Origin of the sequence: Pseudomonas sp. GW531-T4 (genome assembly GCF_017349615.1) — a bacterium.
Classification (GTDB): Bacteria; Pseudomonadota; Gammaproteobacteria; order Pseudomonadales; family Pseudomonadaceae; genus Aquipseudomonas; species Aquipseudomonas chlororaphis_I.
In genome coordinates, this window is record NZ_JACMZT010000019.1 from 86094 (window position 1) to 106784 (window position 20691).

The window sequence follows — 20691 nt, forward strand, 5'->3', positions numbered from 1 at the left end:
GTTAAGCGCCGGGGCTTGCTGCCTTAGAAATACTGCTGCTGCGCGCCGGCCTTGTCATAAGCCTAAGCAGGGGGCTCTCGACGTACTTGAACGCGATAGCCCCGATCAGCAGCGACAGCAGCGCCGCGGTTAATACCATTTCTGGCCCTGGCTGCCCTGGCCATATCCAGCTGACAACCCATATTGCGATCGCATGGAACAAGTAGATTGAGTAGCTGGACTCGCCGAAGAATTGCACAACTCTGCCCTTGATAAGTTTGGAATCTTCAAATCCAAGGGCGCCCAGTACCAGGAGAACGCTGGGTATTCCCCACGCAATAACGCCATCTGAAACAGCGATGTTATGAATTGAAAATAGAAGTACGGAGGCGGCTATAAATAATGCAGCCTCTGGTTTTTTCGGCCTGTATCCTGACTTTATTACGTGTCCGATTACCAGACCGGCAGCGAACTCCAGAATTATTTGATTGAAATAGTATTGCTTAATAATCTGTATCTCTGGAAGCGCGGCGCCCAGAGTTATTATCAGGCATATGGTTGCCGGTATGGCCAACCGCCCGATGCACAGCATAAGTCCAAGAACTGCGTAGAAAAACATTTCATAGTTCAGTGTCCAGCCAGGGTAAAGAACCGGCATGTTAAATCCGGCAGGCGGCGGCGCAAAAAGAAACGACCTTATGATGTGTTCTGATGATGGCGGAACGTCTGGATAGCGTGCGTAGAAGTATGCAACAGCTATTGCTGATGCGATCCAGTACATTGGTATGACTCTAATGCACCGCTTCTTTAAGAAATCAAAAGGGCTTGTTGTTGGCTTGACGGATAAGTACATGACAACGCCGCTAATCACGAAGAATAAATCTACTCCGGCTGCACCAGCCCTGAAATTCATAAAAGGGAATAGTGATAGGGCGTGAAATATTACGACAGATATTGCACCTAGACCACGCAGAGCCTGTAGTGACTTTAATTGCTTGTTGCTCATTGACTTATCGATATCCATATATTCTTTTCTGCAAGCTGGCGTGATGGCGCGGACCGGAATGTATCAGAAATCAAACAGTCCAGACACAAGCGCAGGCATGGAGGCTGGCTTGACAATGGGTGGTTCGGTCAAACGTGGGAGGGGTGACTGGTCGGCAGGGCGCCGGAGGAGGGCATGTGGCTCTCGTACCACTTTTTGTACCATGTTCAGTTCCCGATAGGGGATATCAGGGACAATAAGAGGCGCTAGGCGCCCTTGTTTAGCGCATATCACATACTCCAGCTAATCCGCACATATGTCCTTACCGGTTTTTCCGTTGGGGAGGGGGGAATCGCGACCGGCCAGAAACGGCAGGTACCCGGAAACTGACCCAGGTGAAACCCTGGAGTTTTAGACCGATGGGTTATAAGCGGCGGGGTGCTAGTGCGTTGCGGGCCGAGGTAAAGGCCTTGATCTGCCTGGAGTTTTGCCGCTCGGGCAGGGCCCGTGGGCGTTTGCGCGGCGATGCCAGGGCGCCTGGCATCGCGGTTTGTTTTCATGGCTTGCCGCGAATCAACCGACGCAAGGCAAAGCGATTGGGGTGACAGGCTTCGGCCACGCTGCGTGGCAGGGGTAGCGGTTCATTGTCCAGCCAGGCGGCCAGCAACTCGCCCGACAGTGGCGCGGTGATCAGCCCGCGCGAGCCGTGGCCGCTGTTGATATACAGGCCGTCCAGCCAGGGGCAGGGCAGGTCCGGGACCTGGCGCGCATCCTTGCCCAGCACCGCGTAGACCTCGGCGAATGTCGCCTGGTCCGCCAGGGGACCGACGATCGGCAGATAGTCCGGGCTGGTGCAACGGAAGGCGGCCCGTCCTTCGAGGGTTCCCGCTTGCAGGCGGTCGGCTTCCAGGCGTTCCACCAGGTCCTGGGAGATCTCTTCGAGCATCTGCAGGTTGCCCGCGTGCTCGGCGGCGGTGGGCGTCAGGTCTTCGCTCTTGAAGTCGAAACTGGCGCCCAGGGTGTGTTCGCCCAGGCGCGCGGGGGCGACATAGCCTTCGGCGCACACCACCGTGGCCAGGTCCTGGCTGCGCGCGGTCTGCGGCAGGCGGGTGATCTGCCCGCGGATGCGCTTGAGCGGCAGCTCGGCGCTGGGCGGGAAGCGCTTGATCTCGGCGGCGCCGGCGAGGATCACCACCTCGGCACTGGCCAGCAGCCGCTCGCCGTCCCAGGCCTGCCACTGGCCATCGACCCGGCGCAATTCCAGTACATCGTGATGGGGCAGCAGGCGAATCTGTGGGTGCGCGGCTTGCCATTGGCACAGGGCCGGCGGATGCACCCAGCCGCCTTCCGGGTAGAACAGCCCGCCGTGAGCCAGGCCGATGCCGGCCAGGGCCTGGGCCTGGGGCTGGTCCAGCTGATGCAACAGGTCCGTCGGGAAGGCGGCCGCCAACTGCGCCTGGCGCTCGGCTTCCTTGGCGTTGAAGGCCAGTTGCAGCACGCCGCAGCTGTCCCAGTCGACGCCCCGTTGCAGCTGCTCGAGCAGGCGCCGGGTGTAGCCGAAACCGCTGAGAATCATCTGCGACAGGGCGGTGCCATGGGCCGAGAGTTTCAGGTACAGCACGCCCTGCGGGTTGCCCGAGGCTTCCTGGGCCAGTTGCCCGTGGCGCTCCAGCAGGCTGACCTGCCAACCCCGCGCGGCGAGGCTGGCGGCGCTGGCGCAACCGGCCAGGCCGGCGCCGATCACCAGGGCATGTTTGTCCTGGATCCGTTGAGTGGGGCGGGCGAACCAGGGCTTGCTGGCGGCAGGCTTCGGCGTGTCTTCGGGCCAGCCGAGAAACTCGCCGCGCAGCACTTCCCACTTGTGGCCGATGCCCGGGGTGCGTTTCATCTTGAAGCCCGCGGCATTCAGCAGGCGGCGCACCCAGCCGGTGCTGGTGAAGGTGCTGATGCTCGAACCCGGAGCGGCCAGGCGCGCCAGTTCGGCGAACAGCTCGGCGGTCCACATCTCGGGGTTTTTCGCCGGGGCGAAGCCGTCGAGGAACCAGGCATCGACCTGCCCGTCGAGTTGCGGCAACTGCTCCAGGGCATCGCCGATCAGCAGGGTCAGGGTAACGCGGCCCTCGTCCAGCACCAGGCGTTGAAAGCCCTGATGCACGGCGACATAGGCGCGCAACAGGCGCTCGGCCAGGGGTGCGAGCTCCGGCCACAGGGCCAGGGCGCGCTGCAGGTCGGCTGGCGTCAGCGGGAATTTTTCCACGCTGACGAAATGCAGGCGTGCGCTGGGGTTGGCCTGTTGCTCGAACAACTGCCAGGCGCAGAGAAAATTCAGGCCGGTGCCGAAGCCGGTCTCGCCGATGACGAAGCGGCCACTGGGCGGCAACGCGGCAAAACGCTCGCGCAGGCGGTTCTGTTCGAGAAACACATGGCGGGTTTCATCCAGGCCCGAGTCGGTGGAGAAATACACGTCGTCGAAAACCCGCGAACGCGGGCGGCCCTGGTCGTCCCAGTCGAGTTGGGCATGGGACTGGGCATGGGGCTGGGTGTGGGACAGTTCAGCGGTCATGTTCGGCTCGGTAACGGCAAGGCGACCATTCTAGCCGATCGACACAGGGGGTAATGATCCACGGCAATGGCTGGCATCTTCCCTGCCGACAAATCAGGTGTCGATCCGCTAGTCTTGCTCCATCTTGCCAGGGAGTCGCTCATGTTCGAATCAGCCGAAATCGGTCACGCCATCGACAAAAAAACCTTTGACGCCGAAGTCCCGGCCCTGCGCGAAGCCCTGCTGGAAGCCCAGTTCGAGCTGAAGCAGAAAGCTCGTTTCCCGGTGATCGTATTGATCAACGGCATCGAAGGCGCCGGCAAGGGCGAGACGGTGAAACTGCTCAACGAGTGGATGGACCCACGCCTGATCGAGGTCCGCACCTTCGACCAGCAGACCGACGAAGAGCTGGCGAGGCCACCGGCCTGGCGCTACTGGCGGATGCTCCCGGCCAAGGGACGCATGGGCGTGTTTTTCGGCAACTGGTACAGCCAGATGCTCCAGGGACGGGTGCACGAGCTGTTCAAGGACGGCCGTTTCGACCAGGCCATCGCCGGCGCCGAGCGCCTGGAGAAGATGCTGTGCGACGAAGGCGCGCTGATCTTCAAGTTCTGGTTCCACCTGTCCAAGAAACAGATGAAGGCCCGCCTCAAGTCGCTGCAGGACGACCCGCTGCACAGCTGGCGCATCAGCCCGCTGGACTGGCAGCAGTCGGAGACCTACGACAAGTTCGTCAAATATGGCGAGCGGGTGTTGCGCCGCACCAGCCGCGACTACGCGCCCTGGCATGTGATCGAAGGCGTGGACCCGCATTACCGCAGCCTGGCGGTGGGCAAGATTCTCCTCGAGGGCCTGCAGAGCGCGCTCAACCGGCCCGCGGTCGAAGCCGAGCCCCATGTGGCGCCGTTGGCCGAGGCGGTCGACAAGCTGACCCTGCTCGACAGCCTGGACATGAGCCAGCAACTGGACAAGGACGACTACGAGGAACAATTGATTACCGAGCAGGCGCGCCTGGCCGGCCTGCTGCGTGACAAGCGTATGCGCAAGCACGCGCTGGTGGCGGTTTTCGAGGGCAACGACGCCGCCGGCAAGGGCGGGGCGATCCGCCGGGTAGCGGCGGCGCTGGACCCGCGCCAGTACAGCATTGTGCCGATTGCCGCACCGACCGAGGACGAGCGTGCCCAGCCTTATCTGTGGCGCTTCTGGCGGCATATTCCGGCGCGGGGCAAGTTCACCGTGTTCGACCGTTCCTGGTATGGCCGGGTGCTGGTGGAGCGGGTCGAGGGCTTTTGCAGCCCGGCGGACTGGTTGCGCGCCTATGGCGAGATCAACGACTTCGAGGAGCAGCTCGAGGACGCCGGAGTGATAGTGGTCAAGTTCTGGCTGGCGATCGACAAGCAGACCCAGCTGGAGCGTTTCCAGGCCCGCGAAGAGATCCCGTTCAAGCGTTTCAAGATCACCGAGGACGACTGGCGCAACCGCGACAAATGGGATGCCTACCGCGCCGCCGTCGGCGACATGGTCGACCGCACCAGCACCGAGGTCGCGGCCTGGACCCTGGTGGAGGCCAACGACAAGCGCTGGGCCCGGGTCAAGGTGCTGCGCACCCTCAATCGCGCGCTGGAAGAGGCATTCGACAAGTCCGAGAAAAGGGACAAGAAAGGCAAGAAGAACAAGAAATAACCGTCGCCGGCGATGAGCGGGTCAAGGCACGGGCCCGGCGGCGCGATGGTTTTGCATATGCCGGATGAATGATCGTCGCGGTCGGGCAAGGGCTGGATTTATGCTCGACCCACTCACAACCGACAACAACAATGAGGTATGCCATGCGTGAAGTGGTGATCGTCGATAGCGTGCGGACCGGCCTGGCCAAGTCCTTTCGCGGCAAGTTCAACCAGACCCGTCCGGATGACATGGCCGCCCATTGCGTCAATGCGCTGCTGACCCGCAACGGTATCGACCCGGCCAGCGTCGAGGACTGCATCGTCGGCGCCGGTTCCAACGAAGGCGCCCAGGGCTACAACATCGGGCGCAACGTCGCGGTGCTGTCCCGCCTGGGCACCGGTACCGCGGGCATGACCCTCAACCGTTTCTGTTCTTCCGGCCTGCAGGCGATCGCCATCGCGGCCAACCAGATCGCGTCCGGTTGCAGCGACATCATTGTCGCCGGCGGCGTCGAGTCCATCAGCCTGACGATGAAAAGCGTCAACACCGACAACCTGATCAACCCGCTGCTCAAGGAGCAGGTGCCGGGCATCTATTTCCCCATGGGCCAGACCGCCGAGGTGGTCGCCCGGCGTTACAACGTGAGCCGTGAGGAGCAGGACCTGTACGCCCTGCAAAGCCAGCAGCGCACCGCGGCAGCCCAGGCGGCCGGGCTGTTCGACGACGAGATCGTGGCGATGGCGGTGAAGTACCGGGTCGAGGACAAGAACAGCGGCCAGGTGCAGATCCTCGACGGCGTGGTCGATCGTGACGACTGCAACCGCCCGGACACTACCCTGGAAAACCTGGCCGGCTTGAAACCGGTGTTCGCCGAAGACGGTTCGGTGACCGCGGGTAACTCCTCGCAGCTGTCCGATGGTGCGTCCATGACCCTGGTCATGAGCCTGGAGCGGGCCCTGGCGCTGGGGCTCAAGCCCAAGGCGTTCTTCCGCGGTTTCACCGTGGCCGGCTGCGAGCCGGACGAAATGGGCATCGGCCCGGTGTTCTCGGTGCCCAAGCTGCTCAAGGCCAAGGGCCTGCAAGTGGACGACATCGACCTCTGGGAGTTGAACGAGGCCTTCGCGTCGCAATGCCTGTACAGCCGCAACCGGCTGCAGATCGACAACGCCAGGTACAACGTCAACGGTGGCTCGATCTCCATCGGCCACCCGTTCGGCATGACCGGTTCGCGCCAGGTCGGCCACCTGGTGCGCGAACTGCAACGGCGCAACCTGCGCTACGGCATCGTCACCATGTGCGTGGGTGGCGGCATGGGCGCGACCGGGTTGTTCGAAGCGGTGCGCTAAGTCCGTCAGGCGGGGGCGGATCTGTCTGCCTTACGAACCTATCGCGGGCAAGCCTCGCTCCTACAGATACAGCACTGTTCTGTAGGAGCGAGGCTTGCCCGCGATGCTTTTTACGACCAGCACAATCCCAATCACGCTCAGCCGGCAATTGTCCCTGTGTTCGCCGCAGCCCCGGGCCTAGAATGCGGGCTCCCTCCATCAGGCTTTTGGGGTTCGCATGCACATCTCGTCCGGTCGCTGGGTCTACGGCTTGTTCCTTGCGCTGCTGACGGCGCTGTTGTGGGGCATCCTGCCGATCAAGCTCAAGCAGGTGTTGCTGGTGATGGACCCGGTGACCGTGACCTGGTTTCGCCTGTTGGTGTCCGGTGGGTTCCTGCTGATCTACCTGGCGGCGGTCAAGCGTTTGCCGAGCTGGCGGGTGCTTGGGCCGCGCGGCGGCTGGCTGGTATTGATGGCGGTCTGCGGGCTGGTGGGCAACTACGTGCTGTACCTGATGGGGCTGAACCTGCTGAGCCCCGGCACCGCGCAACTGGTGGTGCAGATGGGGCCGATCCTGCTGCTGATCGCCAGCCTGTTTGTGTTCAAGGAGCGTTTCAGCCTGGGGCAGGGGATTGGCCTGGCGGTGCTGCTGATCGGTTTCGGGCTGTTTTTCAATCAGCGCCTGACCGAGCTGCTGACGTCCCTGAGCAACTACACCGCCGGGGTGCTGACGGTGCTCGCCGCCTCGGCGGTCTGGACCTTCTACGCCCTGGGCCAGAAACAGTTGCTGACGGTGTGGAATTCCCTGCAGGTGATGATGGTGATCTACCTGTTCTGCGCGCTGTTGCTCACGCCGTGGGCCCATCCCCTCGAGGCGCTGGAGTTGAGCCCGCTGCAAGGCTGGCTGTTGCTGGCCTGTTGCCTGAATACCCTGATCGCCTACGGTGCCTTTGCCGAAGCGCTGGCCCATTGGGAGGCGTCGCGGGTCAGCGCCACCCTGGCGATCACCCCCTTGGTGACCTTCGCCGCGGTGGCTGTGGCGGCCTGGTTGTGGCCCGAATATGTGCATGCCGAACAGATCAACGGCCTGGGTTATGGCGGGGCGGTGTTGGTGGTGCTGGGCTCGGCGTTGACGGCCCTGGGGCCGTCGCTGATGGCCGGGCTCAAGGCGCGGCGGGTGCGTATGCAAGTGCCGGAGAGCTAGGGCGCGTTATCCTTGATCGCGGGCAATCCCCCTATCCTGTAGGAGCGAGGCTTGCCCGCGATAGCGTCTGTTCAATCACCGCCTTCCATCAGCCCTGCTTGCCAGCCTCCAGCATGTTTTCCGGCCGCACCCAGGCATCGAACTCTTCGTCCGTCAGATACCCCAGCTCCAGGGCCGCTTCACGCAAGGTGCGGTTCTCGGCATAGGCCTTCTTGGCGATCTCGGCGGACTTGTCGTAGCCGATATGGGTGTTGAGCGCGGTGACCAGCATCAGCCCGCGTTCCAGGTGGTCGGCCATCTGCACCGGGTCGGGCTCCAGCCCGGCGATGCAGTGCTGCTGGAAGTTGCTGCAGCCGTCGGCGAGCAGGCGTACCGATTGCAGCAGGTTGTGGATGATCACCGGCTTGAATACGTTCAGCTGCAGGTGGCCCTGGCTGGCGGCGAAGCCGATGGCGACGTCGTTGCCCATCACCTGGCACGCCAGCATCGACAGGGCTTCGCACTGGGTCGGGTTGACCTTGCCTGGCATGATCGAGCTGCCCGGTTCGTTGGCCGGCAGCCTGACCTCGGCCAGCCCGGCGCGTGGCCCGGAGCCGAGCAGGCGCAGGTCGTTGGCGATTTTCATCAGGCACACCGCCAGGGTCTTCAGGGCGCCGGAGAGGGTGGTCAGAGGTTCATGGCCGGCGAGGGCGGCGAACTTGTTCGGCGCGGTAACAAACGGCAGTCCGGACAAGGCCGCCAGCTCGGCGGCGATCGCCTCGCCGAAACCGTGGGGCGAGTTCAGCCCGGTACCGACGGCGGTACCGCCCTGGGCCAGTTCGCAGACCGCCGGCAGGGCCGCGCGAATGGCGCGCTCGGCGTAGTCCAGTTGCGCGATGAAGGCCGACAGCTCCTGGCCGAAGGTGATGGGCGTGGCGTCCATCATGTGGGTGCGCCCGGTCTTCACCAGCTTCATGTGGCGTGCCGCGAGTTCGGCCAGGCCGCCGGACAGCTCGGCGATCGACGGCAACAGATGCTGCTGCACCGCCTGGGCCGCGGCGATGTGCATCGCCGTGGGGAAGCAGTCGTTGGAGCTTTGCGAGCGATTCACGTGGTCGTTGGGGTGCACCGGCGACTTGCCGCCGCGCGGGTTGCCGGCCAGTTCGTTGGCGCGACCGGCGATCACCTCGTTGACGTTCATATTGCTCTGGGTGCCGCTGCCGGTCTGCCAGACCACCAGCGGGAACTGGTCGTCATGCTGGCCGTCCAGCACCTCGTCGGCGGCCTGTTCGATCAGCCGGGCGATATCGGCGGGCAGGTCGCCGTTGCGGTCGTTGACCCGGGCCGCGGCCTTCTTGATCAACGCCAGGGCATGCAGGACCGACAGCGGCATGCGCTCGTTGCCGATGGCGAAGTTGATCAGCGAACGCTGGGTCTGGGCGCCCCAATAGGCGTCGTCCGGGACTTCAACCTGGCCAAGGCTGTCGGTTTCGATTCGACTCATCGTGCTCACTCCTGTAGGTCTGATTGCGCAGTTTAGGCCGTGATCCACAGCCTGGGTTCCATAAAGCGCCTTTCTGTGTCATTTGGTCGAGCAAATGCAGGCACCACAAGGCTTGGGGTTGAGCGACAGAGTTTTTTAGGCGCAGAATGGTCGCCCTTGGGGTTATACCTCGCCTGCTAGAAAAGGAAACTCGATGACTCGTCTTCGTGCCATCTGTACCGCGGTTGCTCTGGTTTGCGCCAGCGGCCAGGTGCTTGCCGATACCGCCAGCCACAACGCCAGTGCCGAAGCTTTCCTGACCCTGGCGCACGCTGACAAGCTGGGCACTCCGGTGTACATGCAAGTGCAGCAAATGTTTGCTCAGCGTTTTGAACAGACCAAAGCCCCAGAGTCGAAAAAAGCCGTGCTGGAAACCTACCAGGCCAAGGCCAACGCCGCCCTGGACCAGGCCATCGGCTGGAACAAGCTGAAGCCGGACATGGTCAAGCTCTACACCAGCAACTTCAGCGAATCCGAGCTCAAGGACCTGGTGGCGTTCTACCAGTCGCCGCTGGGCAAGAAAGTCCTGGAAAAAATGCCGCAGCTGACCCAGCAATCGGCCCAGATGACCCAGGCCAAGCTGGAAAGCGCGGTACCGGTAGTCAACAAGCTGCTGGCCGACATGACCGCCGAGCTCGAGCCTAAGGCCGCACCGGCGAAGAAGAAGTAAGCGGAGCCAGGAATGACCATGCAACAACGTATCGAATCGGCACTGGGCGCATTGCAGCCTGAGCATTTGCAGGTGCTGGATGAAAGCCACATGCACAGCCGCGGCCTGGAGACCCACTTCAAGGCCGTGCTGGTCAGCGAGCAGTTTGCCGGGCTCAACAGCGTCAAGCGTCACCAGAAGGTCTACGCGACCCTGGGCGAGCTGATGGGCCAGTTCCATGCGTTGGCGCTGCATACCTACACGCCGCAAGAATGGGCGAAGATTGGCGTGGCCCCGGCCTCGCCGACCTGCGCTGGCGGCAGCAAGCATTAACCACAGGTTTTTTGCTAGAATCCGCAACGCGCCGCTCAGTCGGCGCGTTTTTTTTGCATCCGGTTCACCCTTTACGAGGGTAGCCACCTGGAGAATTACCCATGACACAACCTATTGTCGTGGCGGCACTGTATAAGTTCGTCACCCTCGAAGATTACGTTTCCCTGCGCGAACCGCTGCTCAACGCGATGCTCGACAACGGCATCAAGGGCACCCTGCTGATCGCCGAAGAAGGCATCAACGGCACCGTGTCCGGCAGCCGCGAAGGCATCGACGGGTTGCTGGCCTGGCTCAGGAACGACCCGCGCATGGTCGACATCGATCACAAAGAGTCCTACTGCGACGAGCAGCCGTTCTACCGCACCAAGGTCAAGCTCAAGAAAGAGATCGTGACCCTGGGCGTGCCCGGCGTCGACCCGAACAAGAAGGTCGGCACCTATGTCGAGCCGCAGGACTGGAACGCGCTGATCAGCGACCCGCAAGTGCTGCTGATCGACACCCGCAACGACTACGAAGTGTCGATCGGCACCTTCGAAGGCGCCATCGACCCGAAGACCACCAGTTTTCGCGAGTTCCCCGACTACATCAAAGCCAACTTCGACCCGAGCAAGCACAAGAAGGTCGCGATGTTCTGCACCGGCGGCATTCGTTGTGAGAAGGCTTCGAGCTATATGCTCAGCGAAGGTTTCGGCGAGGTCTTCCACCTCAAGGGTGGCATCCTCAAGTACCTCGAAGAGGTGCCGCAGCAGGAGAGTAAATGGCAGGGCGACTGCTTCGTCTTCGATAATCGGGTGACTGTGCGTCACGACCTCAGCGAAGGCGACTACGATCAATGTCATGCCTGCCGCACGCCGGTAAGCGTCGAAGATCGCGCCAGCGAGCACTATGTACCGGGTATCAGCTGCCCGCATTGCTGGGACACGCTGAGCGAGAAAACCCGCCGCAGCGCCATCGACCGGCAGAAGCAGATTGAACTGGCCAAGGCTCGCAACATGCCGCACCCGATCGGTTACAACTACAAGCAATCTTCTTCCGAGGCCTGAGCCATGTCTGCCCGCCTGCTCTATGTGATGGACCCGATGTGTTCGTGGTGCTGGGGCTTCGCTCCAGTGGCCGAGGCCCTGGTCGAGCAGGCGCGCGCAGCGGGCGTCGAGTTGCATCTGGTGGTGGGCGGCCTGCGTACCGGCAGTGGCTCGGCACTGGAGCCGACCACTCGCCGCTACATCATCGAACACTGGCAGGCGGTCACCGAGGCCACCGGCCAGCCGTTCAAGTTCGAGGGCGCCTTGCCCGACGGTTTTGTCTATGACACCGAGCCTGCGTGCCGCGCCATTGTGACGGCGCGCAGCCTGGCTCCGGATTGCGCCTGGAAACTTTTGCGGCTGATCCAACAGGCTTTTTACGTCGAAGGCCGGGATGTCACTCGCGCCAGCGTTCTGGTGGAACTGGCCGAAGCAGCGGGTGTGCCGCGCATCGAGTTCGCCGAGGCTTTTGATCGCGCCGAGCAGCATGCCGCCACCGCCGCCGATTTCACCTGGGTCCAGGACCTGGGGATCGCCGGCTTCCCGACCTTGCTGGCCGAACGCAATGGCCAGCTGGCCTTGTTGACCAATGGCTATCAGCCCCTGAGTGAGCTGTCTCCACTGCTCGGCCGCTGGCTGGAGCGTGCCGCCTGTGCGTGATCTGGTTGGTGATCCACAAGCGCCGGAACCCGTCGATCGCCTGAGCTGGGCGGAAGTCCGCCGGCTGGCACTGCAGCATAAAAAAGCGTTGTGGATCGCCAATGGCGTGGCCGTCCTGGCGACGCTGTGCAGCGTGCCGATTCCGTTGCTGCTGCCATTGCTGGTGGACGAAGTGCTGCTGGGGCACGGCGATGCCGCGCTGAAGGTGATGAACCACGCCTTGCCCGCGGGCTGGCAGAGCGCCGCCGGCTATATAGGCCTGATGTTGCTGATCACCCTGATGCTGCGTTGCTCGGCGCTGCTGTTCAACGTGCTGCAGGCCCGGTTGTTTGCCGGGTTGGCCAAGGACATCGTCTATCGCATCCGCCTGCGGCTGATCGAGCGCCTCAAGCGCATTTCCCTGGGCGAATACGAAAGCCTGGGCAGCGGTACGGTGACGACTCACCTGGTCACCGACCTCGACACCCTGGACAAGTTTGTCGGCGAAACCCTCAGCCGTTTTCTGGTGGCCATGCTCACGCTGGTGGGCACCGCGGGCATCCTGATGTGGATGCACTGGCAACTGGCGCTGCTGATCCTGCTGTTCAACCCCCTGGTGATCTACGCCACGGTGCAGCTGGGCAAGCGGGTCAAGCACCTGAAGAAGCTCGAGAACGACAGCACCTCGCGGTTCACCCAGGCCCTGACCGAAACCCTGGATGCGATCCAGGAAGTCCGCGCGGGCAACCGCCAGGGCTTTTTCCTCGGCCGTCTCGGCCGGCGTGCCCAGGATGTGCGGGACTACGCGGTGGCCTCGCAATGGAAGAGCGACGCCTCCAATCGCGCCAGCGGGCTGCTGTTCCAGTTCGGGATCGATATCTTCCGCGCGGCGGCCATGCTCACCGTGCTGTTTTCCGATCTGTCCATCGGCCAGATGCTGGCTGTGTTCAGCTACCTGTGGTTCATGATCGGCCCGGTGGAACAACTGCTGAACCTGCAATACGCCTACTACGCCGCCGGTGGCGCGCTGTCGCGCATCAACGAGCTGCTGTCGCGGGCCGACGAGCCGCAGTACGCCGGCGGTGTCGACCCGTTCCAGGGGCGCGAGACCGTGGGGATCGAAGTCAGCGGCCTGAGCTTCGGCTACGGCGACGAGCTGGTGTTGGATCAGATGAACCTGTCGATCGAACCGGGGGAGAAGGTGGCGATCGTCGGCGCCAGCGGCGGTGGCAAAAGTACCCTGGTGCAGCTGTTGCTGGGGCTCTATACACCGCAGGCGGGCGTGATTCGTTTTGGCGGCAAGACCCAGCAGGAAATCGGCCTGGAAACCCTGCGCGAAAACGTCGCGGTGGTGTTGCAGCATCCGGCGCTGTTCAACGACAGCATCCGCGCCAACCTGACCATGGGCCGCGAGCGCAGCGACGAGGCCTGTTGGCGGGCGCTGGAGATCGCCCAGCTGGATTCGACGGTGCGCGCCCTGGCCAACGGCCTGGACAGTGTGGTCGGCCGCTCCGGCGTGCGTCTGTCCGGCGGCCAGCGCCAGCGCCTGGCGATCGCGCGGATGGTCCTGGCCGAGCCCAAGGTGGTGATCCTCGACGAAGCCACCTCCGCCCTGGACGCCGCCACCGAGTACAACCTGCACCAGGCGCTGACCCGTTTCCTGCATGGCCGGACTACCCTGATCATTGCCCACCGCTTGTCCGCGGTAAAACAGGCGGATCGGGTTCTGGTGTTCGATGGCGGACAGATTGCCGAAGATGGCGACCATCAGCAGCTAATTGCCGACGGCGGCCTTTACGCCAAGCTTTACGGGCATTTGCAGCAAGTCCAACGACCTTGAGTTTTATCCGGTTTTCTGTGCTTAGTGCTTGAATTCTCTGGTGGAAATGACCCTCCTGGGGCACGGCCCTGTCGTGTCTCGACTGGCAGCGTGCTCGAACGTCACGGCCTGTGCGTTCGAAGCCGCGGAAATTAGCCTAGTCTGTGCTGTCAGGAGCGTTATTTTCTCGGGTGTTCATCTGGCAGTGCTTATGCAAGGGACCTCATGAAGCAAAAGCGGACTCTCGGAACGCCACGGTTATTGGGCATCGTCTGGCCATTTATTGCGGTGGTGTTGTTTCAAGCGCTGTTGGGTGGCCTCAGCTTATATGTCCTTTCGGCGGTACGTGGTTACGTTGCCGGGGAGAGCCTTTGGTCCAAGGGCCAGAAGGACGCCATCTACTACCTCAATCTCTACGCCGACAGCCGCGACGAATCGATCTTCCTGAAGTACCAGAACGCCATTGCCGTGCCTCAGGGCGGGCATGAGCTGCGGGTCGCGCTGGATCAGCAACCGCCCGACCTGAATGCCGCGCGGGCGGGGATTCTCAAGGGCGGCAACCACCCCGACGACAGCGACAGCGTGATCTGGCTGTACCTGAACTTCCGCCATTTCAGCTACCTGGAAAAAGCCATCGACCTGTGGACCGTGGGCGACAGTTATCTGGTGCAGCTCGATAGCGTGGCCCATGAAATGCACCGCAGCATTACCAGCAACCAGGCCTCCGAAGCCGATATCCAGCGCTGGAAGAACCAGATTTTCGCCATCAACGATGGCGTAACGCCCGCGGCCAAGGCCTTTAGCGATGCACTGGGCGAGGGCTCGCGGGTCATCCTGCGGCTGTTGCTGATCACCAACCTGGCCACCGCGCTGGGGCTGATTGTCCTGGCGTTGCTGCGCACCCATAAGCTGCTGGCCCAGCGTCATGAATTCGCCAGCGCCTTGCAGCTGGAAAAGGAGCGGGCGCAGATCACCCTGCAATCCATTGGCGACGGCGTCATCACCACCGACGTGGACGGCGCCATCGCCTACATGAACCCGGCCGCCGAGGAAATGACCCACTGGAAGGCCGAGCAGGCCGTGGGGCTGCCGCTGGCGGCCTTGTTCAATCTGCTCGATGAAAATGCCCAGACCGACGGCTTCACCCTGATCGAACATATCCTCAGCGGCCAGCTCAGTGGTGGCAGCGAGCATTCGAAGCTGATCCAGCGCCTGGATGGCAGCACGGTGTCGGTGACCCTGGTCGGCGCGCCTATCCAGAACGCCGGCAAGGTCAGCGGCACGGTGCTGGTGCTGCACGACATGACCCAGGAACGCCAGTACATCGCCAATCTGTCCTGGCAGGCGACCCACGATGCCTTGACCGGCCTGGCGAACCGCCGCGAGTTCGAATACCGCCTGGAGCAGGCGCTGCACAACCTGAGCCGGCAGTCGGGGCGGCATGCGCTGATGTTCCTCGACCTGGACCAGTTCAAGCTGGTCAACGACACCTGCGGCCATGCGGCAGGGGACGAGCTGCTCCGGCATATCTGCGCCTTGCTCCAGTCGGGCCTGCGCGAGGGCGATACCCTGGCGCGCCTGGGTGGCGACGAATTCGGCATCCTGCTGGAAAACTGCTCGCCGGAAGCGGCGGAAAAGATCGCCGAAGGCCTGCGCCAGACGGTGCAGAACCTGCATTTTGTCTGGAAGGGCCGGCCCTTCGTGACCACGGTCAGTATCGGCCTGGTGCACGTGGCGCACACCCCGACCACCCTCGAAGCATCACTGCGGGCAGCGGACATGGCGTGCTACATGGCCAAGGAGAAAGGGCGCAACCGGGTTCAGGTCTATCACGCGGACGACTCGGAGCTGTCCCTGCGGTTCGGTGAAATGGCCTGGGTCCAGCGCCTGCACATGGCCCTGGAGGAAAACCGCTTCTGTCTTTATGCCCAGGAAATAGCCGCCCTGGGGCATGTGGACCGGCTTGGCGGGCATATCGAGATTCTGCTGCGCCTGCACGACGAGGCCGGGCGGATGATCCTGCCCGACAGTTTCATTCCGGCCGCCGAGCGTTACGGCCTGATGACCTCTCTGGACCGTTGGGTGGTGGAGAATGTGTTCAAGATCATCGCCGAATGCATCCGCGAGGAGCGTGAAGGGCCGCTGGCGATGTGTGCGATCAATCTGTCGGGCGCGACCATCGGTGACGAGGCTTTCCTGGACTTCCTGCGCGAGCAGTTCATCGTCCATGGCGTGCCGCCGGACCTGATTTGTTTTGAAATCACCGAGACCAGCGCTATCTCCAATCTCGGCAGTGCGATTCGATTTATCAACGAGCTCAAGGGCTTGGGCTGCCATTTTTCGTTGGACGACTTTTGCGCGGGAATGTCGTCATTCGCTTATCTCAAACATTTGCCTGTAGACTTCCTGAAGATCGATGGAAGTTTCGTAAAGGATATGCTGGACGACCCGATCAATCGCGCGATGGTCGAGGTGATCAACCATATCGGTCATGTGATGGGCAAACGCACGATTGCCGAGTTTGTCGAAACACCGCAGATTGAGCAGGCATTGTTGGAGATCGGCGTGGATTACGCTCAGGGCTACCTGATCGAGCGCCCGCAACTCTTTACCTGCGACAGCCTGCAGTGCCGGCCTTCACGACCACAGCCTCTGCTATTCAAGGCTCCTGGCACGTTCCGTTGAATCTCTCGCTGATCCGTACCATCACCATCAAAAGGAGCCCCGACAGTGATCGACGCATTCAACAGGACCGGTCCGCTCATGGACGCTGCAAGCTATCCGGCCTGGGCCCAGCAGCTGATCCAGGATTGCAGCGAGAGCAAGCGCCGCGTGGTCGACCATGAACTGTACCAGCGCATGCGTGACAACAAGCTCAGCAACAAGACCATGCGCCAGTACCTGATCGGTGGCTGGCCGGTTGTCGAGCAGTTCGCCCTGTACATGGCGCAGAACCTGACCAAGACCCGTTTTGCCCGTCACCCCGGTGAGGACATGGCGCGGCGCTGGCTGATGCGCAATATCCGGGTCGAGCTCAATCATGCCGATTACTGGGTGAACTGGAGCCGCGCCCACGGCGTGAGCCTGGAAGATCTGCAGGCGCAGCAGGTCCCTCCGGAGTTGCATGCCTTGAGTCATTGGTGCTGGCACACCAGCTCCGCCGACTCGCTGATCGTGGCGATCGCTGCGACCAACTATGCAATCGAGGGGGCAACGGGTGAGTGGTCGGCGCTGGTCTGCTCCACTGGCGTGTATGCGGCGGCCTTTCCCGAAGAAGAGCGCAAGCGGGCGATGAAGTGGCTGAAAATGCATGCCCAGTACGACGATGCGCATCCTTGGGAGGCGCTGGAAATCATCTGTACCCTGGCCGGCATGAAGCCGAGCAAAGCCTTGCAGAGCGAACTGCGCCAGGCGATCTGCAAGAGTTATGACTACATGTACCTGTTCCTGGAGCGTTGCCTGCAACAGGAAAAGACCCCCGCGGCCCGTGAGCGGATGGCGCTGGTCGAAGGTTGAGTGGCTGCCTCCGATGGAGGCGGCCCAGCCATTCTCTCAGCCGGCCATCGCCAGGCGATTGCGGCCTTCGCGCTTGGCCACGTACAGCGCGCTGTCCGCACGGCGCAGCAGGCTCTCGGCTGATTCCCCTGGCAGCAGGGTCGAGCAACCCAGGCTGACCGTCAGCTCGATCAACTTGCCATCCGCCCAGTAATCCTTGGCCTGGGCCGCCTGGCGCAGCCGTTCTCCCACCATGGCGGCAGCATCGCGGCCGGTGTTGGACAGCAGGATCAGGAACTCCTCGCCGCCAAAACGAAACACCATGTCGACGTTGCGCAACTGCGCCTTGATGGCTGCGGCAACGGCCTTGAGCACTTCATCGCCGGCGCTGTGGCCGTGGCTGTCGTTGATTCTCTTGAAGTGATCGATATCCAGCATCAGCAGCGACAGCGGGTGCAAGTGGCGGCGGGCCATTTCAATTTCCCGCTGCAGCGTCTGGTCCATGGCGATCCGGTTGCCGGTGTCGGTCAAGGGATCGCGCAGGGCGCTACGGGTGGCGGCCCGATAGAGCAGGGCATTGCGCATCGGGTAAAGCAGGGTGGACAGCAGGGATTCCAGATGGCTCTGTTCCTGGTCGCTGAAGCGCTGATTGCGCCGAAACACCAGCTCACCCATGGTCTCGCCTTCATGGCTCAGGCTGTAGCTGATGGAGTGGTGGCCGCGCTGGCCGAACTCCAGGCGCAGGTCGCTGGGCTTGTGCTGGTAAACCAGGGCATCCAGGGGCACAAGGCGTTGGGTTTCGCGGAAGAACAGGCCGAGAATGCGTTGCGGTTCCAGGCTGGTCTGCAATTGCAGGCTCAGTTGCTGGCGCAGCTGGGCGAGGCTGACCGGGCGTTGCAGGAGTGGTGACTGCTGGCCAAAGCCCAGGCGTTGCAATTTGGCACTATCGAAGTCAATTGCGTTGGTCTGGGTCGGTGTTTTCATATGGCGTGAGCCCCTGAGCACGTAATGCAATCTTTACTGGCTGGGTGAGAGCGGCTCATGGCTGCACGTCATACTGTTCCATCAGTCCCGCAGGACAAAGTGCCCACAGTCTAATCCGCTTTAGAGCCCGTTATAAGCCCCGACCCGATCGCCGCCGAGTTTCGCCAATACACTGCCTATCTGAGGGAGATTAGAGCGAAAGGCGTGCCATTTGCTTCATCTGAGCAAAATGCTTTTGAATTCAGATGGTTGGCTGACAGTGCCGAGGTTTGGCGTGGCCAAGGGTGGCATTTGTCTGGCGATGGCTCGGCAAAGGCCGGCGAAGAAAGGAGCGCCGCGACGGTATTCCGCCGCGGCCAAAAGAAAGGATTACTGGGCGTCGAATGCCTGGCCGTTGATCCCGCTACTGTCCGGACCCATGAGGTACAGGTAGACCGGCATGATCTCCTCGGGGGCCGGGTTGTTGCTCGGATTTTCCCCCGGGTAGGCCTGGGCGCGCATGCTGGTGCGGGTAGCGCCCGGATTGACGCTGTTGGCGCGCACCGGGGCAACGCCGTCGACTTCGTCGGCCAGGGTCTGCATCAGGCCTTCGGTGGCGAATTTCGAAACGCCATAGGCGCCCCAGTAGGCACGGCCCTTGCGGCCAACGCTGCTGGAGGTGAACACCACCGAGGCGTCCTGGGACAGCTTGAGCAGCGGCAGCAGGGTACTGGTCAGCATGAACATGGCGTTGACGTTGACTTGCATCACACGCATGAAGTTCTCGCCCGACAGCTGTTCCAGCGGCGTGCGTGGACCAATGATCGAGGCGTTATGCAGCAGGCCATCGAGGTGGCCGAACTCGGCTTCGACCATGGCGGCCAGTTCGTCGTACTGGTGCGGCAGGGCGGTTTCCAGGTTGAACGGAATCACCACCGGCTGAGGATGGCCGGCGGCTTCGATCTCGTCGTAGGCCTGGGTCAGGTTGGCTTCGGTCTTGCCCAGCAGCAGCACGGTGGCGCCGTGGGCGGCGAAGGTCTTGGCGGCAGCGGCACCGATGCCGCGGCCAGCGCCGGTGACCAGGATGACCCGATCCTTGAGCAGTTCGGGGCGGGCGGAATAATCAAACATAAAAACCTCGGGAAATCAGAAGCGAAAGCCTGGGCCGGTCAGCAGCTGCACAGCGCCTGATCCAGGACCTGGCGCAGTTCCAGTGGGTGATCGACCACCACGTCGGCGCCCCAATGCTTGGGATTGTCGTCCGGATGGATGTAGCCGTAGGTCACGGCGGCGGTCCTGGTGCCTGCATCGCGGCCCGATTCGATGTCGCGCAGGTCGTCGCCGACGAACAGGACGCTGGCCGGGTCGAGGTCGAGCATCTTGCACGCGAGGATCAACGGTTCCGGATCGGGTTTGCTGTTCTTTACGTGATCCGGGCAGATCAGCAGGGCGGAACGTTCCGCCAGGCCCAGCTGCTGCATGATCGGCTCGGCAAAGCGCACCGGCTTGTTGGTGACCACGCCCCAGAGCAGATTGGCCTTCTCGATATCGGCCAGCAGCTCGGCCATGCCGTCGAACAGCTTGCTGTGCACCGCGCAATGCTTGAGGTAGCGCTCCAGGAACTCCAGGCGCAGTTCCTCGAAGCCCGGGGATTCCGGGTCCATCGAGAAGGTCACGGCCACCATCGCCCGGGCGCCGCCGGAGATTTCGTCGCGAATATGCTTGTCCGCGATCGGCGCCAGGCCGCGGTCGGCGCGCATGGCCTGGCAGATGGCGATGAAGTCCGGCGCGGTGTCGAGCAGGGTGCCGTCCATGTCGAAAAGAACTGCTCTGATACGCATGGGCTTATTCCTCTCGCAGGGTCTGGATCATGTAGTTGACGTCGACGTCGGCGGCCAGCTTGTAGTGTTTGGTCAGCGGGTTGTAGGTCAGGCCGATGATGTCCTTGACGGTCAGGCCGGCGTCGCGGCTCCAGGCGCCCAGTTCGGAAGGGCGGATGAATTTCTTGAAGTCATGGGTGCCGCGCGGCAGCAGCTTCATGATGTATTCGGCGCCGATGATGGCGAACAGGTAGGCCTTCGGATTGCGGTTGATGGTGGAGAAGAACACCTGGCCGCCGGGCTTGACCATGCGGAAGCAGGCGCGGATCACCGAGGACGGGTCCGGTACGTGCTCGAGCATCTCCAGGCAGGTGACGACGTCGAACTGCTCGGGCATCTCCTCGGCCAGGGCTTCGGCGGTGATCTGCCGGTATTCGACGTTCACCCCGGACTCCAGTTGATGCAGCTGTGCCACCGCCAGCGGGGCCTCGCCCATGTCGATGCCGGTTACCGTGGCGCCGCGCTGGGCCATGGCTTCGCTGAGGATACCGCCGCCGCAACCGACGTCGAGGACTTTCTTGCCGGCCAGGTTGACGCGCTCGTCAATCCAGTTGACCCGCAGCGGGTTGATATCGTGCAGCGGCTTGAATTCGCTTTCGCGGTCCCACCAACGATGGGCGAGGGCTTCGAATTTGGCGATTTCGGCGTGGTCGACGTTGCTCATGGGTA

Annotated in this window: 17 protein-coding genes; 10 read left to right on the top strand and 7 right to left on the bottom strand. The window is 62.5% G+C overall.

What is annotated here, in order from left to right; translation table 11 throughout:
* Nucleotide 1 precedes the first annotated feature (1 nt).
* Together J4D28_RS16995 and mnmC are read right to left on the bottom strand one after the other, a co-directional pair.
* A complete protein-coding gene (locus J4D28_RS16995; protein ID WP_080577970.1) occupies nt 2–1003 on the bottom strand; it encodes an acyltransferase in 1002 nt (333 codons plus the stop codon).
* 517 nt (nt 1004–1520) lie between these two features.
* Nucleotides 1521–3527, bottom strand: coding sequence for a bifunctional tRNA (5-methylaminomethyl-2-thiouridine)(34)-methyltransferase MnmD/FAD-dependent 5-carboxymethylaminomethyl-2-thiouridine(34) oxidoreductase MnmC (gene mnmC, locus J4D28_RS17000; protein ID WP_103331194.1), 2007 nt, complete (start codon nt 3525–3527; stop codon nt 1521–1523).
* Nucleotides 3528–3668: 141 nt separating this feature from the next.
* Here mnmC and pap point away from each other — a divergent pair, with 141 nt between their 5' ends.
* From pap to J4D28_RS17015, 3 genes are all read left to right on the top strand, one after another.
* Complete coding sequence (gene pap / locus J4D28_RS17005; RefSeq protein ID WP_009050182.1) at nt 3669–5189, top strand: polyphosphate:AMP phosphotransferase; 1521 nt, start codon at nt 3669–3671, stop codon at nt 5187–5189.
* A gap of 143 nt (nt 5190–5332) precedes the next feature.
* Nucleotides 5333–6517: a thiolase family protein gene (locus J4D28_RS17010; RefSeq protein ID WP_009050181.1), complete on the top strand. Its 1185-nt coding sequence runs from the start codon at nt 5333–5335 to the stop codon at nt 6515–6517.
* 217 nt (nt 6518–6734) lie between these two features.
* Nucleotides 6735–7700, top strand: coding sequence for a DMT family transporter (locus J4D28_RS17015; RefSeq protein ID WP_009050180.1), 966 nt, complete (start codon nt 6735–6737; stop codon nt 7698–7700).
* An 88-nt stretch (nt 7701–7788) separates the two neighbouring features.
* Here the strand turns inward: J4D28_RS17015 and J4D28_RS17020 are convergent, their stop codons facing one another.
* A complete protein-coding gene (locus J4D28_RS17020; RefSeq protein WP_009050179.1) occupies nt 7789–9183 on the bottom strand; it encodes a class II fumarate hydratase in 1395 nt (464 codons plus the stop codon).
* Nucleotides 9184–9376: 193 nt separating this feature from the next.
* On the opposite strand from J4D28_RS17020, the gene J4D28_RS17025 reads away from it, so the two are divergent.
* From J4D28_RS17025 to J4D28_RS17055, 7 genes are all read left to right on the top strand, one after another.
* Nucleotides 9377–9892 (top strand): DUF2059 domain-containing protein, encoded by a 516-nt coding sequence (locus J4D28_RS17025; RefSeq protein WP_009045024.1) that lies wholly within the window; start codon nt 9377–9379, stop codon nt 9890–9892.
* Nucleotides 9893–9904: 12 nt separating this feature from the next.
* Entirely contained in the window at nt 9905–10204 is a 300-nt protein-coding gene (locus tag J4D28_RS17030; protein WP_009050178.1) for a BolA family transcriptional regulator, read from the top strand.
* Between the two features lie 101 nt (nt 10205–10305).
* On the top strand, nt 10306–11247 hold the full coding sequence (locus tag J4D28_RS17035; RefSeq protein WP_009050177.1) for a rhodanese-related sulfurtransferase: 942 nt from the start codon (nt 10306–10308) through the stop codon (nt 11245–11247).
* A gap of 36 nt (nt 11248–11283) precedes the next feature.
* A complete protein-coding gene (locus J4D28_RS17040) occupies nt 11284–11886 on the top strand; it encodes a DsbA family protein (protein WP_172833393.1) in 603 nt (200 codons plus the stop codon).
* On the top strand, nt 11879–13705 hold the full coding sequence (locus tag J4D28_RS17045) for an ABC transporter ATP-binding protein (RefSeq protein WP_009050175.1): 1827 nt from the start codon (nt 11879–11881) through the stop codon (nt 13703–13705). The genes J4D28_RS17040 and J4D28_RS17045 overlap by 8 nt, the downstream gene beginning before the upstream one ends.
* Nucleotides 13706–13909: 204 nt before the next feature.
* Nucleotides 13910–16369: an EAL domain-containing protein gene (locus J4D28_RS17050; protein WP_009050174.1), complete on the top strand. Its 2460-nt coding sequence runs from the start codon at nt 13910–13912 to the stop codon at nt 16367–16369.
* 78 nt (nt 16370–16447) lie between these two features.
* Nucleotides 16448–17200: a TenA family transcriptional regulator gene (locus J4D28_RS17055; RefSeq protein ID WP_219733907.1), complete on the top strand. Its 753-nt coding sequence runs from the start codon at nt 16448–16450 to the stop codon at nt 17198–17200.
* A 36-nt stretch (nt 17201–17236) separates the two neighbouring features.
* Here the strand turns inward: J4D28_RS17055 and J4D28_RS17060 are convergent, their stop codons facing one another.
* The 4 genes from J4D28_RS17060 to ubiG all read right to left on the bottom strand — a co-directional run bounded on the left by J4D28_RS17060 (nt 17237) and on the right by ubiG (nt 20686).
* Nucleotides 17237–18163, bottom strand: coding sequence for a GGDEF domain-containing protein (locus tag J4D28_RS17060; protein WP_009050172.1), 927 nt, complete (start codon nt 18161–18163; stop codon nt 17237–17239).
* A 369-nt stretch (nt 18164–18532) separates the two neighbouring features.
* Nucleotides 18533–19273 carry a YciK family oxidoreductase gene (locus J4D28_RS17065; RefSeq protein WP_009050171.1) on the bottom strand — a complete coding sequence of 247 codons (741 nt, stop codon included), beginning with the start codon at nt 19271–19273 and terminating at the stop codon, nt 18533–18535.
* Between the two features lie 38 nt (nt 19274–19311).
* Nucleotides 19312–19983, bottom strand: a complete 672-nt coding sequence (gene mupP, locus J4D28_RS17070; protein WP_007932213.1) for an N-acetylmuramic acid 6-phosphate phosphatase MupP — start codon at nt 19981–19983, stop codon at nt 19312–19314.
* A 4-nt stretch (nt 19984–19987) separates the two neighbouring features.
* Complete coding sequence (gene ubiG / locus J4D28_RS17075; RefSeq protein WP_007932212.1) at nt 19988–20686, bottom strand: bifunctional 2-polyprenyl-6-hydroxyphenol methylase/3-demethylubiquinol 3-O-methyltransferase UbiG; 699 nt, start codon at nt 20684–20686, stop codon at nt 19988–19990.
* Nucleotides 20687–20691: the final 5 nt, after the last annotated feature.

Excerpts from the sequence above, each read along its gene's own strand:
- J4D28_RS17030 (WP_009050178.1), top strand. The coding sequence starts at position 9,905 with ATGACCATGCAACAACGTATCGAATCGGCACTGGGCGCATTGCAGCCT.
- J4D28_RS17065 (WP_009050171.1), bottom strand. The coding sequence starts at position 19,273 with ATGTTTGATTATTCCGCCCGCCCCGAACTGCTCAAGGATCGGGTCATC.
- J4D28_RS17020 (WP_009050179.1), bottom strand. The coding sequence starts at position 9,183 with ATGAGTCGAATCGAAACCGACAGCCTTGGCCAGGTTGAAGTCCCGGAC.
- J4D28_RS17060 (WP_009050172.1), bottom strand. The coding sequence starts at position 18,163 with ATGAAAACACCGACCCAGACCAACGCAATTGACTTCGATAGTGCCAAA.
- J4D28_RS17015 (WP_009050180.1), top strand. The coding sequence starts at position 6,735 with ATGCACATCTCGTCCGGTCGCTGGGTCTACGGCTTGTTCCTTGCGCTG.
- J4D28_RS17010 (WP_009050181.1), top strand. The coding sequence starts at position 5,333 with ATGCGTGAAGTGGTGATCGTCGATAGCGTGCGGACCGGCCTGGCCAAG.
- pap (WP_009050182.1), top strand. The coding sequence starts at position 3,669 with ATGTTCGAATCAGCCGAAATCGGTCACGCCATCGACAAAAAAACCTTT.
- J4D28_RS17025 (WP_009045024.1), top strand. The coding sequence starts at position 9,377 with ATGACTCGTCTTCGTGCCATCTGTACCGCGGTTGCTCTGGTTTGCGCC.
- ubiG (WP_007932212.1), bottom strand. The coding sequence starts at position 20,686 with ATGAGCAACGTCGACCACGCCGAAATCGCCAAATTCGAAGCCCTCGCC.
- J4D28_RS17050 (WP_009050174.1), top strand. The coding sequence starts at position 13,910 with ATGAAGCAAAAGCGGACTCTCGGAACGCCACGGTTATTGGGCATCGTC.
- J4D28_RS17040 (WP_172833393.1), top strand. The coding sequence starts at position 11,284 with ATGTGTTCGTGGTGCTGGGGCTTCGCTCCAGTGGCCGAGGCCCTGGTC.
- mnmC (WP_103331194.1), bottom strand. The coding sequence starts at position 3,527 with ATGACCGCTGAACTGTCCCACACCCAGCCCCATGCCCAGTCCCATGCC.
- mupP (WP_007932213.1), bottom strand. The coding sequence starts at position 19,983 with ATGCGTATCAGAGCAGTTCTTTTCGACATGGACGGCACCCTGCTCGAC.
- J4D28_RS17035 (WP_009050177.1), top strand. The coding sequence starts at position 10,306 with ATGACACAACCTATTGTCGTGGCGGCACTGTATAAGTTCGTCACCCTC.
- J4D28_RS17055 (WP_219733907.1), top strand. The coding sequence starts at position 16,448 with ATGGACGCTGCAAGCTATCCGGCCTGGGCCCAGCAGCTGATCCAGGAT.
- J4D28_RS16995 (WP_080577970.1), bottom strand. The coding sequence starts at position 1,003 with ATGGATATCGATAAGTCAATGAGCAACAAGCAATTAAAGTCACTACAG.